This window comes from Ralstonia sp. VS2407 (assembly GCF_052950655.1).
Genome location: NZ_JBRFVG010000016.1, coordinates 1 through 16,268 on the forward strand (window position 1 = coordinate 1; position 16,268 = coordinate 16,268).

Genomic DNA, 16,268 nt, shown 5'->3' on the forward strand with positions numbered 1-16,268 from the left:
CGTAAAACCCTCGGCTGGCGCACTCCAGCAGAAGCCTTTATTGAGAACTGCGCCAAGCAGGGAATCGTCATTGACCCCGCTGTTGCACTTGGGGCTTGAAACCGCCCTTACTTTCTTTGGGCAAGACCAAAGAAAGTGAGTCAGCCCCGGCAGGGGATGAAACAAGAGATGCACCACCAACACCAAAACAAAAAAATCAAAAATAAACCGTAGCACTAGCCCTAAACGTCCGAGGCGCCCCCTGCACCAGAATGAACCCCCAGCTCGGCAACCAGTACTTCTCATTCGTCAGGTTGTCGACGTTGAACCGCAGCGTCACCGGCTTGCCGCCCACCTTGGTCGAATACCGCGCCCCCACATCAAACGTGTGATACCCCGGCACGATGTTGCTGTTGTCCGCCTCAAGCGCCGAGTTGCCGACGTACTGCCCACCTGCCGACAGCACGAGCCCCGGCACCGGCGGCACGGCATATTCCACATAGGCCGTCGCCTTGAAGCGCGGCGACCCGTAGGCGCGCTTGCCCAGCACGGACGCATCGGACTCCGTGTTCTCTGAGTTCATGAACAGCACCCCGCCCAGCAGCGTCCAGTTACGCGCGAGCTTGCCGCGTGCACTCAACTCCAGCCCGCGATAGCGCGTCATGCCGTCTTGCGTATAGACGTTATCCGGCCGCAGATACGCCAGCCCGCGCTGCACCTGGAACAGCGCCGCGCCGAATGTCCAGTCGTGGAGTTCGGCCTTGGCGCCCACCTCAATCTGCTTGCTCTTGAGCGGCCCGAATACCGTGCCCGCGTTGAGTGCCGTGATGGGTGCGGTGGCGCCGGCCTCAAGCGATTCCACGTAGCTTGTGTAAAGCGTCACCGGCTGGACGGGTTTGAACATCACCGCCAGCGTGGGCGTGATCGGCTCGCGGGTGTATTTGGCGGAGGTGCTGCCGTCGGCGTTGTAGCCCGTCTGGTTGAAACGCGTATAGCGCAACCCGCCAAGCACCGACCAGTGCTCGTTGAACTTGGCCGTATCGCTGGCGAAGATGGCGGTCTGATCGATCCTGGATGTGCGAGCCAGACCGTCGGACGCAGGCACCCGCATTGGTGTCGCCCCGGACGACACGAACGCCGACGTGTCGTACAAGTTGCCCGTGCCGAGCAGCGTGGAAGCAAAGCCGCCCGTGGCTTGCGTGAGACTCTGCCACGAGGTGCCGAAGACGAGTTCATGCTCGATCGGGCCTGTGCGCACCTTGCCGTTGGCCATCACCTGCGCCTGGCTGTACTGGTAGCGCTGGTACGAGCTGTACTGCAGCTCGCTGAAGTTGCCTGCGTTGTCTGTCAGCTGGATCGCGCTGTCGGCGTTGCCGCGGTTCTGCTGCGTGTAGCGATAGGCGGCGCGCACGTTCCAGTCGGGCGTGGCGGCCCAGTTCAGTTCGGTGCCGACGGATTTGATCTCGGTCTCGTAATACGAGCCTGGTGATGACACACGCTGGCTGCCGTCAATGGCGCGCGGCGTGCGCACGAACTCCGTGACCGGCACACCAAAATCCTGGCCGGGGATGATGCCGTAGTAGGCACCCTGCACGTTGCGTTGCATGTACAGGCCGTCGAACGACCACTGCAGATCCGGCGTGATGCGCGCATCGAGCGCCAATGATGCGGAGTCGCGCTTGATATGGCCGCCGTCGACGAAGGTGTCGCCTTCTTCATGCACCACACCCAGGCGCGCGCCCAGGGCCTTGGTCGGGCCGAAGCGCCCGCCCACATCGACCGATTCCTTGAGCGTGCCGCCGCTGGTAAAGCCGAACGTGGCGCTGCCGCCAAAGGTGTTGGTCGGGCGCTTGGTCACGAAGTTGGCGATGCCGCCGGGCGTGCCGAAGCCATACATGAAGCCCGACAGGCCCTTGAGCAGTTCCACGCGCTCGAAGTGTTCGAGCGGCACATCGCTGCCCCAGTTGGGCACGGCCAGGCCGTCGACCTTGTAGCCCTCCAGTAAGTCGAGCTGCAGGCCGCGGATGGTGATGTTCGACGCCTCGCCAATGTACCCGTCGTTGTTGGCGGTGACCGCCGGATCGCCTTTGAACACCTCGCCGATGGTCTGCGCCTGACGGTTCTGGATCAGCTCTTGCGTGGCAACGTTGATGGTGAACGGCGTGTCGAGCACAGCCTTGTCGCCCAGTGCGCCGGTGCTGGCCTGCTTTGCGCCATAGGCAGCAGGTTTGCCGGCAGTGACTTGCGTGGCGGGCAGGTCGACCTGCGTGGTGGTCTGCTGCGCGTACGCCGATGCGCCTGCACCCATGGCGACGAATGCCAGCGCGAGCCGCCGCGCCAGCGGCGTTGGGCGAAGGCGGTTGATGGAACGACGTGAAGCGGGTGGTAAAGCAACGGCTCGCATGATCAAGCTCCCCTGGATCAATGTTGTGGACAGGCGTGCGCAGTCACGCGCGAGCCGACGTTCGGCATGCGCGGAGTTCTGTGCGGGTGTTGTGGTTTCTTGGTGCGGAGCGTGTGGAGCTATGGCTCTCTGGCGACGCTCGGATGCAGGTCATTGCCGACGCGCGCTTCACGCACCGGTGTGGCCCAGACAGAATCAGGCGCACCGTGGCGCGCCCGGCGCAGCGTCGCACGCGCAAGGCCGACAAAGCCGCACGCAAGCGCCAGTGCACCCAGGTCGAAACCGGCCACCATCCAATCGCCACGCGCCATCGTGCGCAGCAGGTGGTCGCCGGTGACGACGGCATTGGTGATGGGCGCTAGCACTGCTGCAATGGCGGCAGCGCTCAGCAGTTCCACGGCGCCGCGTGCTGGCGGCCGCAGCATCGCCCAGGCAATCGCCGCGAAGAACACGGTGTAGTACGTCACGCCCGCCGAACGCTCCGGCCACAGCAGCGCCGCCGGGAATGTCGCCATTACGCCGACGCAGCATCCGATGCACACGCCCACCGTGGCGCGGGCCAGCAGTTGATGCAGGCGCGGTTGCTCTGCCTTGCGCTGCTTGCGGCGCGATTCGATCCACAGCAGGTTGCCCGAGTAGAAGACAAAGGCCCCCGCCAGTCCCATCACGAGATACGCGAGACGCAGCGCGATGTCGCCGTAAGTGCCGAAGTGCAGGCCGTAGACGAGGCTGTAAATGGCGTGGTTGGTGTCGCGCGCATCGGGCGTCTGGTTGCCGACGAGCTTGCCGCTGTTGGGTTGGTTGGCCGCTGCGTGAATCGCCACCGAGCCGTAGTCGCCGACCGCTCGTGTGCTGCTGCCGCGTAGCTCCGCCACGGCATTCGCATCGCCAATGTGCTGGTAGTGAATCGACTTGATGGTGAAGTTCGGGTCGGTCAACTCGCGTGCACGGGCCAGCAGTTGCTCGGCTGGCAGCATCGGCGCTGCGCGGTTGGCCGTAACCACCGTGCCCGCCGCCGTGGTTACACGCGGCACCGCGTCGAACAGCTTGCCGTTGAGCGCCACCGTGTTGAACACGGTCATCAGCACGATGCTCAGACACAGCACCGGCGCTGTGATCGCGAAGATGAGGTGGAAGGGCAGGCTGAACAGTCCGAGCACGTTGTGCATGTCCATCCAGAAGCGCTTGAGATTGCGCCCTGGGCGCACGGCCAGCAAATCCTTCTTCAGGCGCGGCAGGTGCAGCAGCACGCCTGAGATGAGCGCCACACCGTAGAGCACCGAGATCACGCCCATGAAGTACATGCCCGGCGCGTCCAGACCCAGCGAGTAGTGCAGCCGGTTCAGGAAATTGGCCAGCTCGCCCCTCGATGGCTCGATCGACAGGTCTTTCGGCGAGGTCTTGCCAGCCGCCAGCCCACTGCCGGTCGTCATCTGCCAATCGCCTTTGCTGGTCTGCCAATACGCGGAGAAATCCGGCTCGCCCTCGTTCGGGAAGATGACGTACGCGCTGGCCGCAGCGGCCGGATGCGTGCGGACCAGCGCGTTTACGAAGTGGTCGATATCGGCAGGGGTGGTGGCGACGGCCGCATGGCTGGCGCGCAGCGGGTTCTGCCACGCATGCAGTTCTTCATGGAACACGGTGAGCGCCCCCGCAAAGAACGCGATGAATAGCGCCCAACCCGCTATCAGGCCCACCCAGGTATGCAGCGTCTGATACAGACGCAAGGTCGTCGATTTCATGGCGAGGTCAGGTCACCATCAGGCGCGGTAGCCAGAGCACGCCGAACGAAACCGCGTTGGCGGCCGCCAGCACGCTCCACGCGCGGGCGCTGGTTGAAAACAGCACGCTCACGCTGATGATTACGGCCCACAGCGGCAGGCACGCGAGCAGCGCGCCGATGACGCCGCTTTCCCAGCCGCCCGGCAGCCACAGAATCGACAGCGTGCACAGCGCGACCGACAGCGGCAGCCCCAGAACGGTACCGGCCAGCCACTTGGTGCCCATGCCGTTCATGACCGCGCCTCAACGCCTGCACGCCGTAGCTGCATCCACGCACCCACCATGGGCCACAGCGACAACGCACCCGTGACCACCAGCACCACCGCGATAACAGCCCCCGCCCAGCCGAGCACGTCGTTCCACAGCACCACGGCGATGACCGACAACGCAACGGCAACGCTACACAGGACGCGCCTGCGCAGGCGCGAAGCGGGCGCGAGCAACACCTGGTTGGGCACGGCCGCATACAGGCAGCCCGCCGCCAGCAGCCCGAGCAGGAGGGCAATACCGTGCATGGCAGTGTTCAATTTATTTGAGAACACAAATGATAATGATTCGTATTAAATTTAACAAGCCAGCCTTGTTCGCGCGTTGCCATTGGGGGAATTGACGTACTGCGGAAAGGAGATGTTGGCCATGCCGCGCCCGCACCAAGGTGGCGGGCACGGCAGGCGAGAAAGGGGTTACTGCTGCAGGACCTTGTATTCGATCTTCTTGAGCACGCCGTCGGCATCGTCGAAGTAGAACGAGGCGATCTTCTTCGAACCAATCGGAATCCCGACAAACACGACGCCGATCGCCGCGTTTCGCGCGTAACGATAGTTCCAGATGTCGAGACCGCCGGCCGCCGCCTTGTCGCTCGGCGCGCCCAGCTCGAGCGCTACGTCCTCACGTTTGGCGACGCCTGGGACGAATTGCTTTTGCAACGATTCCTGCGTGGCGTCGGCAATCTTGTCAACGCCCGTTCCACTGCCGACGCTGACCGCGCAACCAGACAGGGCAAGAGAAAGGGCAATACCGGATACGAAAATGCGAAACATGAAAGTCCTTCTTATTGATGGAGTTTGGAAAGCCGCTTCGATGCCACAGCGCATATGGCTGACGCGCTGCCCCCGCATCGAAAGCGCGCCCGCATCGTAGAGAGGGCGCGCAGAAAGCGCATCCCCCAGAACGGCCCGTTCTGCAACAATCTGAGGTGAAACTTTCTAATGTCTCGTCTGACCGATGCTTAATTCGGCGCCGGGGAGCGTCTAGGCGAGTGCCGCGCGCGTGGCTGCTCAGCGCCGATGGACGAAGCGCGCTACTGCAGGTTGCCCCAGCGCGGCACGGCGGGCTCGGCGTTGGCCCATTGCCATGTGCTGCCGTTCTGGCACGCATAGATCGTGTAACCGGCACCGGGCGTATTCTTGGGCGCTTGGGCTTCCTGAACGGTCAGCACGGCCTCGCGGCAGGTGGCCAGCGGTGTCGTGAACGTGCGCACCAACACGACCTGGCCGTGCGCCTTGGTCAGGCCCATCATGCGTTCGAGCGACCAGTTGAGCGAAGGCGTGCTGTCACTCAACCGCCCGACTGCCATGGCCAGCGCATCCTGCTCGCTGGCGGCCCATTTGCGCGTTGCGTATTTGATCGACGCATCGGTCGCGGCGTTGACCGACACCGCCACGCCATAAGCCACTGCCGGGTTTCCCGTGACGGTGCCGGTGGCCACGCCCGCCGCGGCGCCGGTCAACGGCCCGACCGACGAGCAGCCAGTCATCAGGCCCGCACACGCTGCGGCAAACCAGCGCGCGCGGCTCATTGCAGCGATCCCCATCGCGCCGTGGCCGGTTCTGCCGTCGCCCACTTCCATTGCTTGCCGTCATGGCAGATCGACGCGACGAAGAAGTCGACCTTTGCGGCGCCGTCTTCAACTCCGTCCACGGTGAAGAGGATTTCCTTGCAGTTGACGAGCGGCGCGTTGATCGAACGCGTGACCACCACGCGGCCGTGTTCGTCGGGCTCCAAGGGAATGCGGTGCTTGACCTGCCAGTTGCCGACAGTGTTGTCGGCCAGCGCCCCGGCAATCTGCGCGATGTGGTCTTGCGTTTCGGTGTGGACAACGCGCTGACTGTGCTGCAACGCGGCCCGTGCGCCGGCCTGTACGCCCAGCCCGATGCCGGTGGCCACCGCGGCGTTGTCGGTCACCTTGGCGGCGAGGGCTGCACCCCCGATACCGGCCGCCGTGGTCGTGCCTTCCGACATCAGTGAACTGCAGCCGCTGAGTGCCAACGTGCTCAGGGTGAGCGCGCTGCCCAGCATCCGGGCAGATGCGAACCGAGGTGTGCGCATGTGTGGACTTCCAAATCTGCAACAGAGCGAATTCTAAAGGACATGGCGGCCCGCAAACGGCGATGCGGCGCGGTTTCTCACAATTGTTTTGAGTTGTTGCAGCGAAGTGTTGCCAGTGCCCAGCCTGGGCAAAGCCCCTTCAACTGCGTGGCCAACGCATTAAAACCCTCCGTACCCGTGCCGATACCGGGCCCATTCGCTTGCGGTTCGAACCGTCGCAGCGCGCGCACGATTCCACGCGCTTCCGCACCTTGATGCCGATGGCCTATGCGCCGGAGCGTTCGGTCTCGCCGCACATCTGCCGGCGATAGCGCTCGGGCGAAAACCCCACCTGCTTGCGGAACATCGCAATAAACGCCGAGGGTGTTCCATAGCCGAGCGCGAGCGCAATGTCCTGCACGGGGCGGTCTTCCTTGAGCCACACCAGCGCCCGCAGCAGGCGCACGCGGTTGCGCCATTGCACGAAGCTCATACCCAGTTCGGTCTGGAAGCGGCGCGCAAGGGTACGTTCGGTGCTGTGCACGCGTTCGGCCCATTGCTGCAGCGTGGTGGCCTCGGCCGGGTCCAGGCGGATGGCGTGCAGGATGGGCTCGAGCTGGCGATCGGTGCTGTCGGGCAGGTAGCTGTCGGCGTGGCCGGCGCGCACCAACGTTTCAACCAGAAGCTCGAACTGGCGCAGGTCCCATTCGTCGGTCATGGTGGTGACGCGGCGCGTGGCGAAGTCTTCGAAGAGCGCGCGCACCAGCGGCGTCTGCGGAATCAGGCAGGCCATGGGCGGCAGCCGCTGCGCAAGCGGTTCGGCCATGTACACAGAGAGGAAGTCCGTCGCCTGCCGGATCGATGCCGAGTGGGGCTGGTTGGCCGGCACCCAGATCACGTATTCGGCGGGTGCCGTCAGCCGGCGGCCATCGACCACCACCTCCATCAACCCGAGGCTGATGCGGTTGATCTGGCCCCACGGGTGCGTGTGCGGCTCGATATCGGTTTCCGGCTCGAAATGGTCGTAGCGAAAGTAGAACGGGGCTCCTTGCGGCACCCGTCGATCGGCATCGCGGTAGGCGGTGTACAGAGTGTCAGCCACGGTTGTCGCTTTCGAGGGGTGATGTTGTCCGGTTCGAAGTATATGTTTTGAACCGGACATTACTACACTGCCGTCTTCCAGTGTTCGAGGAGGCCGTCGTGCCTGTGCTGTATCCCTTGATGGCGGTGCTGATTTGGGCCGCCAACACGATCGTGTCGAAGGCCGCGGCCGGGGTAGTGGACCCGGCGGCCATTTCGTTCTACCGGTGGTTGTTGGCGGCCATCGTGCTCACGCCGTTCTGCGCGCGGCCGCTGTGGCGTCAACGTCGGGCTGTGCTGGCGCAGTGGCGGCGCTTTGCGGTGCTCGCGCTGCTCGGCATGGTGATGTACCAATGCCTGGCGTATTACGCGGCGCACAGCACGAGCGCGACCAACATGGGCGTGATCGGGGCGCTGGTCCCGATGCTCGGGCTGATGCTGAATGTGGTGGTATTCCGCCAGCCGGTCGGGGCCCAAGCCGTGACGGGCGTGGTGGTGTCGCTCCTGGGCGTCCTGTATCTGCTGGGGCGCGGAGAGCCGGCCAACCTGTTCGACGGCGGCATCAACCACGGCGACGTGCTGGTGCTTGCCGGCGCCACTGCATATGCGCTCTACAACATCCTCTATCGTCGTTGGGCGCTGCCGTTCGGGCAGTGGCTCAACCTGTACGTGCAGGTACTGATGGCCGTCGTGATGCTCGTGCCACTGGCCATGACGGCGCATAGCCTGGCCGTGCCGGCCAAGGGCATCGGGCTGGTGGTCTATGCCGGCATTGCTTCGTCGATCGCCGCGTCGTATCTGTGGATGCAGGGGCTCAAGCGCATCGGCAGCGAGCGTACGGCGGTGTTGATGAACCTGATGCCGGTCTTCACGGCCGGTATGGCTGCCGTGATGCTGGGTGAGACGGTGCACGGGTATCACTGGATCGGGGGCGGCCTCGTTCTGCTGGGCGTGAGCCTGGCGCAAGGCATCGTCCGGTTGCCGATCGGCCGTTCGGGATTGAGCGCCCGTTAGTTTTTTTTCGGCCGCGCCGCGCGGGGGTTGGCGGTAAAATCGAACACATTGACGGGCGCGTGATGGCGCCCGTTCCGTGTTCCAGAACCACTCTCGCCAGACCATCGTCAGACCATGAAGCGCAACGCAGGAGCTGTCACCGTCGATGATGTTGCCGCGCATGCGGGCGTGTCCATCAAGACCGTCTCGCGCGTGCTGAATCACGAGCCCAACATCAGCGAGAAGACGCGCGCGAAGGTGGTCGAGGCGATGCAGGCGCTCGACTACCGGCCCAACCCGGCTGCCCGGCGACTGGCCAGCAAGCGCGCCGACATCATCGCGCTGGTCTACGACAACCCCTCCGACAACTACATCGTCAACATTCAGCATGGCGCGCTCGAAGCCTGCCAGGCGCTCGACTACAGCCTGCTGCTGACCCCTTGCAACTACCGCGACCCGAACCTCGCCCAGCAGATCATCCAGAGTGCGCGCCAGCGTGCCCTGGCCGGCATCATCCTGACGCCGCCGGTGTCGGACGTGCCGTCGCTCATTACGGCACTGGATGAAGCCGGCATCGACTACGTGCGCCTGGCTCCCGCCGACCGCGAACACAAAGGGCTGTCCGTCAACACCGAAGACCGCGCTGCCGCGCGCGACATGACGCTGCACCTGATCGGGCTCGGGCATCGCCGCATCGGCTTCGTGGTGTGCGACCCGGCCCATGGCGCGGCGTATCAGCGCGTATTCGGCTATCGCGACGCGATGGCGCAGGCCGGCATCGAAGTCGACGAACGATTGGTCGAGCAGGGCGAGCACTCGTTCGAGTCTGGCGTGGCCTGCGCTGAGCGGTTGCTGTCCTGCGAGCCACGTCCCACCGCCATCTTCGCGGGCAACGACGATATGGCCGCCGGCGTGCTGCGGGTGGCCCAGGCGCGCGGCATCAAGGTGCCCGAAGAACTCTCCATTTGCGGCTACGACGACACGCCGCTCTCACGCCAGCTCTGGCCAGCGCTCACCACCGTGCGCCAGCCGATCCAGGCGATGGCGCATGCGGCTGTGGAACAGCTCATTGCGATTCATCGTCCGCATCTGCCGGGGCTGAAGCCGCATTCGGTGCACGAAAACTTGCAGTATGAGCTGGTGATTCGGGAATCGACTTGCGCGCCGGCGACGCGTTGAGCGGTCTGGCCGGCGCCAAGGCGGCGATCAGGCTGGTTGTTCGATCAACCCATACAAGTCATCCTGCGGGTCATACCCCAGCAACTCGCGCCCGGTCTCCAGGCCCCAATCCATTCCTCTGTTATTCGACACGCCATTCACGACGATGGCCGGTGCTGGCCAGCGCGCCGGGTCGGCCGTGATGGAGCACAGGAAAAGCCGGCGCAAATCCCCATTCGAGAGCCACATGTTGCGGAACCAGCGCAGTGCGGTGCGGCTGGCCTCATCGGGCAGCTCCGTCGGCACGGGTGTGCCGGCGGTGCCGGAATAGTTGATGTCGTTGGGGTCGTTCTCGTCGGGTAGCGCCCAGCCGATGCGCAGCGACACGATCGACAGCTTGCCGCCGTTGGCTGCGCAGACGGCGCCCACTGCCTTGCAGAGCCGTTCGCCCATTGCCTTGGACGTTCCGTAGGCGAGTGAGTAGACGTCTTCAGTGCCGTTATTCCAGCGCGTGCCTGGGGCGGGCGGCAGCTCGGCGGTGAGCTTACCGGGGCCGATGGTGCCAGCCAGGGGTTGGTCCTTGTATGCGCCCATCGCGTGGTTGGACGAGGCGAACACGAAGCGGCGCACGCCGTGCGTGGCGGCGGCCTGCAGCACATTGAGCGTCATTCCGTAGGAGGCCAGCGCCTGCTCCCACGTGGCGTCTGGCGTGGAGTGGATGGCAGCCAGGTGGATGACCGCATCGACGTTGCTCAGCAGATCCGTCCATGCACCATCGGCTTGCGTCAGGTCGGCCTTGACCCATTGGAAACGTTGGGCCGCTTGCGGAGAGAACTCGATGTTCTGTGCAACCCAGTCGACGCCGATGATGGAGGTGCACCACGGGGCGGAGGCCAGTGCCTCGACGACCTTGCGGCCTAGGTTGCCAGCGACGCCGGTCACAAGAACGCGAGCAGGGGTTTGGTAGTCAGCCACGATGTGGAATTCCGTTCGGGATGAAGGAAAGAAAGGCGCGACCGGCGGCTGGCGCTGCAACACCATCGCGCGCCGCCGTGTCGTTCGAGATCAGGAGGGGGCCCAGACGGGCCCAGGAGTTGTGTGGCGTCTGCCGACGTCAGCCGCCGAGGTCAGCCGCGATTGGAGCCCGACAGCACGTCGATCAGCACTGCGACCACCAGCACCACACCCTTGACGATCATCTGCCACGAGGCGTCGACGTTCATCTGCTGCATGCCATTGTCGAGGCTGGCCATGACGAGCGCGCCAATCAGCGCGCCGTACACCGTACCCGAGCCGCCGCGCATCGACGTGCCGCCGATGAAGCAGGCCGAGATGGCATCCAGTTCGCCGCCCACACCGGCGGAGGGCGAACCTGCGGCCGAACGGGCCGTGGTGATGATGCCCGCGAACGCGCACATCAGGCCCATCAGCACGAACACCAGCAGCTTGACGCGGCCGACGTTCACGCCGGACAGGCGCGTGGCTTCCATGTTGCCGCCCACTGCATAGACGTGACGGCCGAAGACGGTCTGTGTTGCGACGTACGAGAAGATGGCCAGCAGCACCAGCAGGATCAGCACGGGCAGCGGCACGCCGCTGGCGTCGTTGAGCACCGCAACGAAGCCGAACGAGGCGGCGGCGATGGCCAGCAGCTTCAGCCCGTCCGCCCAGATCGGCGTGAGCGAGAGCGATAGGCGAGCGCGCTCGCGACGGCGGCGCACGGTCAGCACAACCGAGCCCACGACGATGACGGCGGCCAGCGACCACGACAGCCATGCCGGCACGAAGCCCTGCGCGAGGTTGCCGAGGTCATCAGGCACCGGGGCAATCGTCACGCTGTCGGTGCTCCATTGCAGCAAGCCACGGAAGGCCAGCATCCCGCCCAGGCCAACGATGAACGACGGCACACGCAGCTTGGTCGTGATGAAACCGTTGACCACGCCGATGGCCGCGCCCGCCACGAGCACCGTGCCCACAGCCAGCCAGGTGTTCCATCCGAGGTTGACGGTCAGGATGGCGACCAGCCCGCCCAGCAGGCCCAGCAGCGAGCCGACTGAAAGATCGATCTCACCTGCGATGATGACGAACACCATGCCGCAGGCCAGCATGCCCGTCACCGACATCTGCAGGAACAGGTTGGAGATGCTGTTGGGCTTGAGGAACGTGCCGTTGGTCTGGAAGTAGAAGAAGATCCAGATGAGTGCGACGGCCAGCAGCAGCGCCAGCACCTTGTAGCGCACGAACAGTTGCTGGATGGCGCGGCCATCCAGGCGCGGGCCGCCATTGCCGCCGTTTTGGCGGGCGAGTTGGGATTGCAGGATATTGGACATGGCAATTCAAGCCGCTTGGCGGCCGGGTTCAGCGTTGATTGCAGCAGCCAGGATGCGCTCCTGGGTCAAGCCTTGATTGACGAAGTCGCCGCGCAACTGGCCTTCGCCGATGACCAGGACACGATCGCTCATGCCAAGGATTTCCGGCATCTCGGAAGAAACCATGATGATCGCCACGCCGCTGGCGGCCAGGTCGGCAATCATTTTGTAGATGTCGTATTTGGAGCCGACGTCGACACCGCGCGTGGGCTCATCGAGGATGAGCACCTTCGGCATCGCCAGCACCATCTTCGTGACCACGGCCTTCTGCTGGTTACCGCCGGAGAGGCTGGCAATCGCCAGTGCGGGGCTTGCGGTCTTGATGCGCAGGCGTTTGATTTCGCGGTCGACGGTGGTGAGTTCGGCGCCCTTGTCGACACGCAAACCGCGTGCGTACTGAGCCAGCGTGGCGAGCGTGATGTTCTCGCCCACGGCCATCAGCGGGACGATGCCGTGGCGCTTGCGGTCTTCGGGCACCAGGCAGATGCCGTTGGCAATCGCCTGCGCGGGTGTGCTGACCTTGACCGGCTTGCCTTCGATGATGATCTCGGCGCTGGAGCGGCCAGGGTAGGCGCCGAACAGCGCCGATACCATCTCCGTACGCCCTGCGCCCACCAGACCGGCAACGCCGAGAATCTCGCCGCGGCGTACGGCAAAACTCACGTTGTCGGTGCGCTTGCGGTTCGGGTTGGTGACATCCCAGCAGGTGACGTTGCGCGCTTCCATCACGACTTCGCCCACGGTGTGTTCCACCTTGGGGAAGAGCGATGTCATTTCGCGACCGACCATCATCGTGATGATGTTGTCGATGGTCATTTCGGCGGCGGGGCGCGTGCCGATGTGCTTGCCGTCGCGGATGACGGTGACGGTGTCGCACACGCGCTTGACCTCATCGAGCTTGTGCGAGATGTACACGCACGCCACGCCGCTGCGCTTGAGGTCGTCGATGATGGACAGCAGCACCTCGATTTCCTTGGCGGACAGCGAAGACGTCGGCTCGTCCAGGATCAACAGCCGCGCGTTCTTGGCCAGCGCCTTGGCGATCTCAAAGAGCTGCTGGTGGCCGCTACCGTAGTTCATCACGGGCGCGGCCACGTTCACGTCGGTCAGGCGCAGGCGGGCGAGCAGCTCTTCCGCCTTGGCGTGCATGGCGTCGTAGTCCATGCGGCCCCCCGGCTTGGTGATCTCGTTGCCGAGGAAGATGTTCTCCGTGACGGAGAGCTGCTGCACCAGCATCAGTTCCTGATGAATGATGACGATGCCGGCGCGCTCGCTGTCACGCACGGAATGCGCGTGCAGCGGCTCACCTTCCCACAGGATCTCGCCTTCGAAGGTGCCGTAGGGGTAGACCCCCGACAGCACCTTCATGAGGGTCGATTTCCCGGCGCCGTTCTCCCCGCACAATCCGACGCACTCGCCCGGCTTGACTGCCAGGCTGACGCCGTCGAGCGCGCGCACACCGGAGAACGACTTCACGATGTTGCGCATCTCGAACAGGGTGCCGTTACTGCTCATGGCGTTCTCCTACTGACTACGACTGACCACTGGCCGCCGATGACCGACGACCGACTGCTGCACCGGCTGCTTACTTGCCGAAGATCTGCTGATGCGTGTAGAAGCCGTCCTTGACGACGGTGCTATCCAGGTTGTCCTTGGTCAGCAGCGTCGGGGTCAGCAGCACGGTATCGACGTCCTTCTTGCCGTTGTTCAGCTTGGTGTTGAACTTGGGCGTGGTGCCCTTGACGAAGTCGACGGCCATCTCGGCGGCGGTGGCGGCAATTTCCTTGATCGGCTTGTACACCGTCATGGCTTGCGTGCCTTCAGCCACGCGGCGCACGGCGGCCAGGTCGGCATCTTGACCCGACACCGGCACCTTGCCTGCCAGCTTCTGGCGTGCCAGCGCCTGGATGGCGCCGCCGGCCGTGCCGTCGTTGGAGGCGACGATGCCCTGGATGTTGTTGTTGTTTGCGGTCAACGCATTCTCAACAATGTTCTGCGCCTTGGAGGGGTCCCACTCCGGCGTCCATTGCTCGCCGACGATCTTGATGTCGCCCTTGTCGACGTACGGCTTGAGGACCTTCATCTGGCCTTCGCGCAGCAGGCGGGCGTTGTTGTCGGTGGCGGCGCCGCCCAGCAGGAAATAGTTGCCCTTCGGTGCCAGCTTGACTACGCCCTGCGCCTGCAGCTCGCCCACCTTCACGTTGTCGAAGGTCACGTAGCCGTCGATGTCGGCATTCAGGATCAGGCGGTCATACGACACCACCTTGATGCCCTTCTTCTTGGCGCTGGCGATGGCGTTGCCCAGCACCTTGGAGTTGAACGGCACGATCACGAGCACGTCGACATTCTGGGCGATCAGGTTTTCGATCTGGGCGATCTGCTTGGCTTCGTTGGCGTTGGCCGACTGCACGTTCACGGTCGCGCCCAGCTTCTTGGCCGATTCGACAAAGTAGTCCCGGTCGTGCGTCCAGCGCTCCACGCGCAGGTCGTCGATCGAGAAGCCGATCACCGGGGCTTCCTTGCTGGCGTGGGCCGAGGTGGCTGCGAAAGTGAGGACCGCGGCAGCGGCAATGGTGTTCAGTACGCGGGAAAGCATGAATGTCTCCTTCTTCATTGATGTTGTCGTTCAGAACGCTTGCCGGCTGTCAGCCTGATCACGAACGCGTTCTTGTTCTGGCTGGTGCCGTCCGGATGCAAGATGTACTGCAGATTAGGACGGAAGTACATCGACGGCTCTGTGGCCAGCCGCAGGACGGCTCGCGCACATGGAGATTCGTCGCCATCACGCGCAAGGGCGTTTTGGCCGGCACCGGCATCCGGTTCACGGGCCGGTTGGGACTGGAGAATGGTCAAAATTGACAGCGCTGTCAATCTCGGGATTTGCCCTAGGTCCGAGGCACCACACGCGATTGTCTCCAACGCCTTGCAGTGACGTGCCTTGGCAAAGAACTAGGGCAACTCCCTACATTGACAGCGCTGTCAATTCTCCTCATTCTCCTGTCCGGGCCCGCCAAGAGACTCGGCTCGAACGAACAAAGACAACGCCAAATTGAGGAGACGAAAGCTATGCGTATCAAGAACCCATCCCAGCGGATTGCCATCGCGGCCGCTGCAGCCCTGCTGGCAGCGACCAGCGGCCTGGCTGCCGCGCAGAGCAGTGTCACGCTGTATGGCCGCGTCGGCGGCGGCATCGACTACACGAACAAGATCGCGACAGCAAACGGCACCGCCAGCAACCTGCAGTACGGCGGCAACCAATGGGGGACCAGCATGTGGGGCCTCAAGGGTTCCGAGGATCTGGGTGGCGGGCTGTCTGCCGTGATGAACCTCGAGAACGGCTTCAACTCGGGTTCCGGTTCGTCGGACGCGCTGTTCAATCGTTTCGCGGTCGTCGGGCTGTCGAGCAAGACGTATGGCACGCTGTTGCTGGGCCGCGCCATGGGCATCCCCGATGGCGAGACATGGTCGATTGACCCGATGGGTCTGCAGAACATGGGCGCCGAGACGCTGCAGGCCAATCGCACCTGGGGCTCGCGCCAGAAGGCGATCACCTATAACTCGCCGACCTGGGGCGGCTTCTCGTTCCGTGCCCAGGCGGGCCTGAACGGAACCGCAGGGCATTTCAATGCCGGCAGGCAGCTTGCCGGTGCGTTGGCCTACCAGAGCGGCCCGCTGATGCTCAAGGCGTTCTACGAAGAAATTCGCGACACCAACGGCGAGTTCACCAACCTCTATACGGCTTCCCGCCTGTTCACGGCAGGTGGCACCTATCAGATCGGTGACGTCAAGCTGTTCGGCGGCTACAGCCGTATCCAGTCGGGTGGCGCCACTGTTGCGGATGCGGACAACCCGAGCGGCGCGACCCATCAGCAAACCTACTGGCTGGGGGCCAACTATCAGGTCACACCAGCGTTGACCTTGATCGGCGGTGCATACAGGGCGAACCGTAACCAGGGCGGCGGAAATGGCACGCTGCTGACGGTGGGCGCCAACTACTACTTCTCGAAGCGCACGCTGCTGTACGGCACCATCGGTACCGTGATGAACGGCAGCAATGCGTCTTTCTCGGTTGAGGCGGGCGGCGGCAAGCCGTCGCCGGGTTCGGGCCAGCAAGGCGTGTACACCGGGATCATGCACTGGTTCTGACGCGCTTCGCGTCACGCCTCAAAGCGCGATGGCGGCATGGCCGTCATCTG

16 protein-coding genes are annotated in these 16,268 nt (G+C 64.1%); 3 read left to right on the top strand and 13 right to left on the bottom strand.

Going from position 1 to position 16,268, the window contains the following annotated elements; all coding sequences use genetic code 11:
* Positions 1-196 precede the first annotated feature (196 nt).
* The 8 genes from ACU8YE_RS21075 to ACU8YE_RS21110 form a co-directional block, all read right to left on the bottom strand.
* A complete protein-coding gene (locus ACU8YE_RS21075) occupies positions 197-2,383 on the bottom strand; it encodes a TonB-dependent siderophore receptor (protein WP_446929522.1) in 2,187 nt (728 codons plus the stop codon).
* A gap of 119 nt (positions 2,384-2,502) precedes the next feature.
* The gene (locus ACU8YE_RS21080) at positions 2,503-4,125 is read right to left on the bottom strand and encodes a PepSY-associated TM helix domain-containing protein (protein WP_446929523.1); all 1,623 of its coding nucleotides are present in this window, start codon (positions 4,123-4,125) and stop codon (positions 2,503-2,505) included.
* 7 nt (positions 4,126-4,132) lie between these two features.
* The gene (locus tag ACU8YE_RS21085) at positions 4,133-4,399 is read right to left on the bottom strand and encodes a hypothetical protein (RefSeq protein WP_260803540.1); all 267 of its coding nucleotides are present in this window, start codon (positions 4,397-4,399) and stop codon (positions 4,133-4,135) included.
* Positions 4,396-4,680 carry a hypothetical protein gene (locus ACU8YE_RS21090; protein ID WP_440818760.1) on the bottom strand — a complete coding sequence of 95 codons (285 nt, stop codon included), beginning with the start codon at positions 4,678-4,680 and terminating at the stop codon, positions 4,396-4,398. The genes ACU8YE_RS21085 and ACU8YE_RS21090 overlap by 4 nt, the downstream gene beginning before the upstream one ends.
* A gap of 168 nt (positions 4,681-4,848) precedes the next feature.
* Complete coding sequence (locus ACU8YE_RS21095; protein WP_232038870.1) at positions 4,849-5,205, bottom strand: hypothetical protein; 357 nt, start codon at positions 5,203-5,205, stop codon at positions 4,849-4,851.
* A gap of 260 nt (positions 5,206-5,465) precedes the next feature.
* Positions 5,466-5,963 carry a hypothetical protein gene (locus tag ACU8YE_RS21100; protein ID WP_343621350.1) on the bottom strand — a complete coding sequence of 166 codons (498 nt, stop codon included), beginning with the start codon at positions 5,961-5,963 and terminating at the stop codon, positions 5,466-5,468.
* Positions 5,960-6,493, bottom strand: a complete 534-nt coding sequence (locus ACU8YE_RS21105) for a hypothetical protein (protein ID WP_446929524.1) — start codon at positions 6,491-6,493, stop codon at positions 5,960-5,962. Before ACU8YE_RS21105 ends, ACU8YE_RS21100 begins: the two co-directional genes overlap by 4 nt.
* 265 nt (positions 6,494-6,758) lie before the next feature.
* Positions 6,759-7,574 (bottom strand): AraC family transcriptional regulator, encoded by an 816-nt coding sequence (locus ACU8YE_RS21110; protein WP_446929525.1) that lies wholly within the window; start codon positions 7,572-7,574, stop codon positions 6,759-6,761.
* 98 nt (positions 7,575-7,672) lie between these two features.
* Here ACU8YE_RS21110 and ACU8YE_RS21115 point away from each other — a divergent pair, with 98 nt between their 5' ends.
* Together ACU8YE_RS21115 and ACU8YE_RS21120 are read left to right on the top strand one after the other, a co-directional pair.
* Positions 7,673-8,566 carry an EamA family transporter gene (locus tag ACU8YE_RS21115; RefSeq protein ID WP_433868372.1) on the top strand — a complete coding sequence of 298 codons (894 nt, stop codon included), beginning with the start codon at positions 7,673-7,675 and terminating at the stop codon, positions 8,564-8,566.
* A 114-nt stretch (positions 8,567-8,680) separates the two neighbouring features.
* The gene (locus tag ACU8YE_RS21120; protein WP_446929526.1) at positions 8,681-9,724 is read left to right on the top strand and encodes a LacI family DNA-binding transcriptional regulator; all 1,044 of its coding nucleotides are present in this window, start codon (positions 8,681-8,683) and stop codon (positions 9,722-9,724) included.
* Between the two features lie 27 nt (positions 9,725-9,751).
* Here ACU8YE_RS21120 and ACU8YE_RS21125 read toward each other — a convergent pair whose 3' ends face one another.
* From ACU8YE_RS21125 to ACU8YE_RS21145, 5 genes are all read right to left on the bottom strand, one after another.
* Positions 9,752-10,678, bottom strand: coding sequence for an NAD-dependent epimerase/dehydratase family protein (locus ACU8YE_RS21125; RefSeq protein WP_446929527.1), 927 nt, complete (start codon positions 10,676-10,678; stop codon positions 9,752-9,754).
* Between the two features lie 152 nt (positions 10,679-10,830).
* On the bottom strand, positions 10,831-12,033 hold the full coding sequence (locus tag ACU8YE_RS21130) for a sugar ABC transporter permease (protein ID WP_232038877.1): 1,203 nt from the start codon (positions 12,031-12,033) through the stop codon (positions 10,831-10,833).
* Positions 12,034-12,039: 6 nt separating this feature from the next.
* Positions 12,040-13,587 (bottom strand): xylose ABC transporter ATP-binding protein, encoded by a 1,548-nt coding sequence (locus tag ACU8YE_RS21135; protein ID WP_232038878.1) that lies wholly within the window; start codon positions 13,585-13,587, stop codon positions 12,040-12,042.
* A 70-nt stretch (positions 13,588-13,657) separates the two neighbouring features.
* The gene (xylF, locus tag ACU8YE_RS21140; protein WP_232038879.1) at positions 13,658-14,668 is read right to left on the bottom strand and encodes a D-xylose ABC transporter substrate-binding protein; all 1,011 of its coding nucleotides are present in this window, start codon (positions 14,666-14,668) and stop codon (positions 13,658-13,660) included.
* 14 nt (positions 14,669-14,682) lie between these two features.
* Positions 14,683-14,799: a carbohydrate porin gene (locus tag ACU8YE_RS21145; protein WP_446929555.1), complete on the bottom strand. Its 117-nt coding sequence runs from the start codon at positions 14,797-14,799 to the stop codon at positions 14,683-14,685.
* Between the two features lie 339 nt (positions 14,800-15,138).
* Between ACU8YE_RS21145 and ACU8YE_RS21150 the strand changes: the two genes are divergently transcribed.
* Positions 15,139-16,218: a porin gene (locus ACU8YE_RS21150; protein ID WP_446929528.1), complete on the top strand. Its 1,080-nt coding sequence runs from the start codon at positions 15,139-15,141 to the stop codon at positions 16,216-16,218.
* Positions 16,219-16,268: the final 50 nt, after the last annotated feature.

Excerpts from the sequence above, each read along its gene's own strand:
- ACU8YE_RS21090 (WP_440818760.1), bottom strand. The coding sequence starts at position 4,680 with ATGCACGGTATTGCCCTCCTGCTCGGGCTGCTGGCGGCGGGCTGCCTG.
- ACU8YE_RS21150 (WP_446929528.1), top strand. The coding sequence starts at position 15,139 with ATGCGTATCAAGAACCCATCCCAGCGGATTGCCATCGCGGCCGCTGCA.
- ACU8YE_RS21100 (WP_343621350.1), bottom strand. The coding sequence starts at position 5,963 with ATGAGCCGCGCGCGCTGGTTTGCCGCAGCGTGTGCGGGCCTGATGACT.
- ACU8YE_RS21145 (WP_446929555.1), bottom strand. The coding sequence starts at position 14,799 with ATGTACTTCCGTCCTAATCTGCAGTACATCTTGCATCCGGACGGCACC.
- ACU8YE_RS21130 (WP_232038877.1), bottom strand. The coding sequence starts at position 12,033 with ATGTCCAATATCCTGCAATCCCAACTCGCCCGCCAAAACGGCGGCAAT.
- ACU8YE_RS21085 (WP_260803540.1), bottom strand. The coding sequence starts at position 4,399 with ATGAACGGCATGGGCACCAAGTGGCTGGCCGGTACCGTTCTGGGGCTG.
- ACU8YE_RS21080 (WP_446929523.1), bottom strand. The coding sequence starts at position 4,125 with ATGAAATCGACGACCTTGCGTCTGTATCAGACGCTGCATACCTGGGTG.
- ACU8YE_RS21095 (WP_232038870.1), bottom strand. The coding sequence starts at position 5,205 with ATGTTTCGCATTTTCGTATCCGGTATTGCCCTTTCTCTTGCCCTGTCT.
- ACU8YE_RS21135 (WP_232038878.1), bottom strand. The coding sequence starts at position 13,587 with ATGAGCAGTAACGGCACCCTGTTCGAGATGCGCAACATCGTGAAGTCG.
- ACU8YE_RS21120 (WP_446929526.1), top strand. The coding sequence starts at position 8,681 with ATGAAGCGCAACGCAGGAGCTGTCACCGTCGATGATGTTGCCGCGCAT.
- xylF (WP_232038879.1), bottom strand. The coding sequence starts at position 14,668 with ATGCTTTCCCGCGTACTGAACACCATTGCCGCTGCCGCGGTCCTCACT.
- ACU8YE_RS21075 (WP_446929522.1), bottom strand. The coding sequence starts at position 2,383 with ATGCGAGCCGTTGCTTTACCACCCGCTTCACGTCGTTCCATCAACCGC.
- ACU8YE_RS21105 (WP_446929524.1), bottom strand. The coding sequence starts at position 6,493 with ATGCGCACACCTCGGTTCGCATCTGCCCGGATGCTGGGCAGCGCGCTC.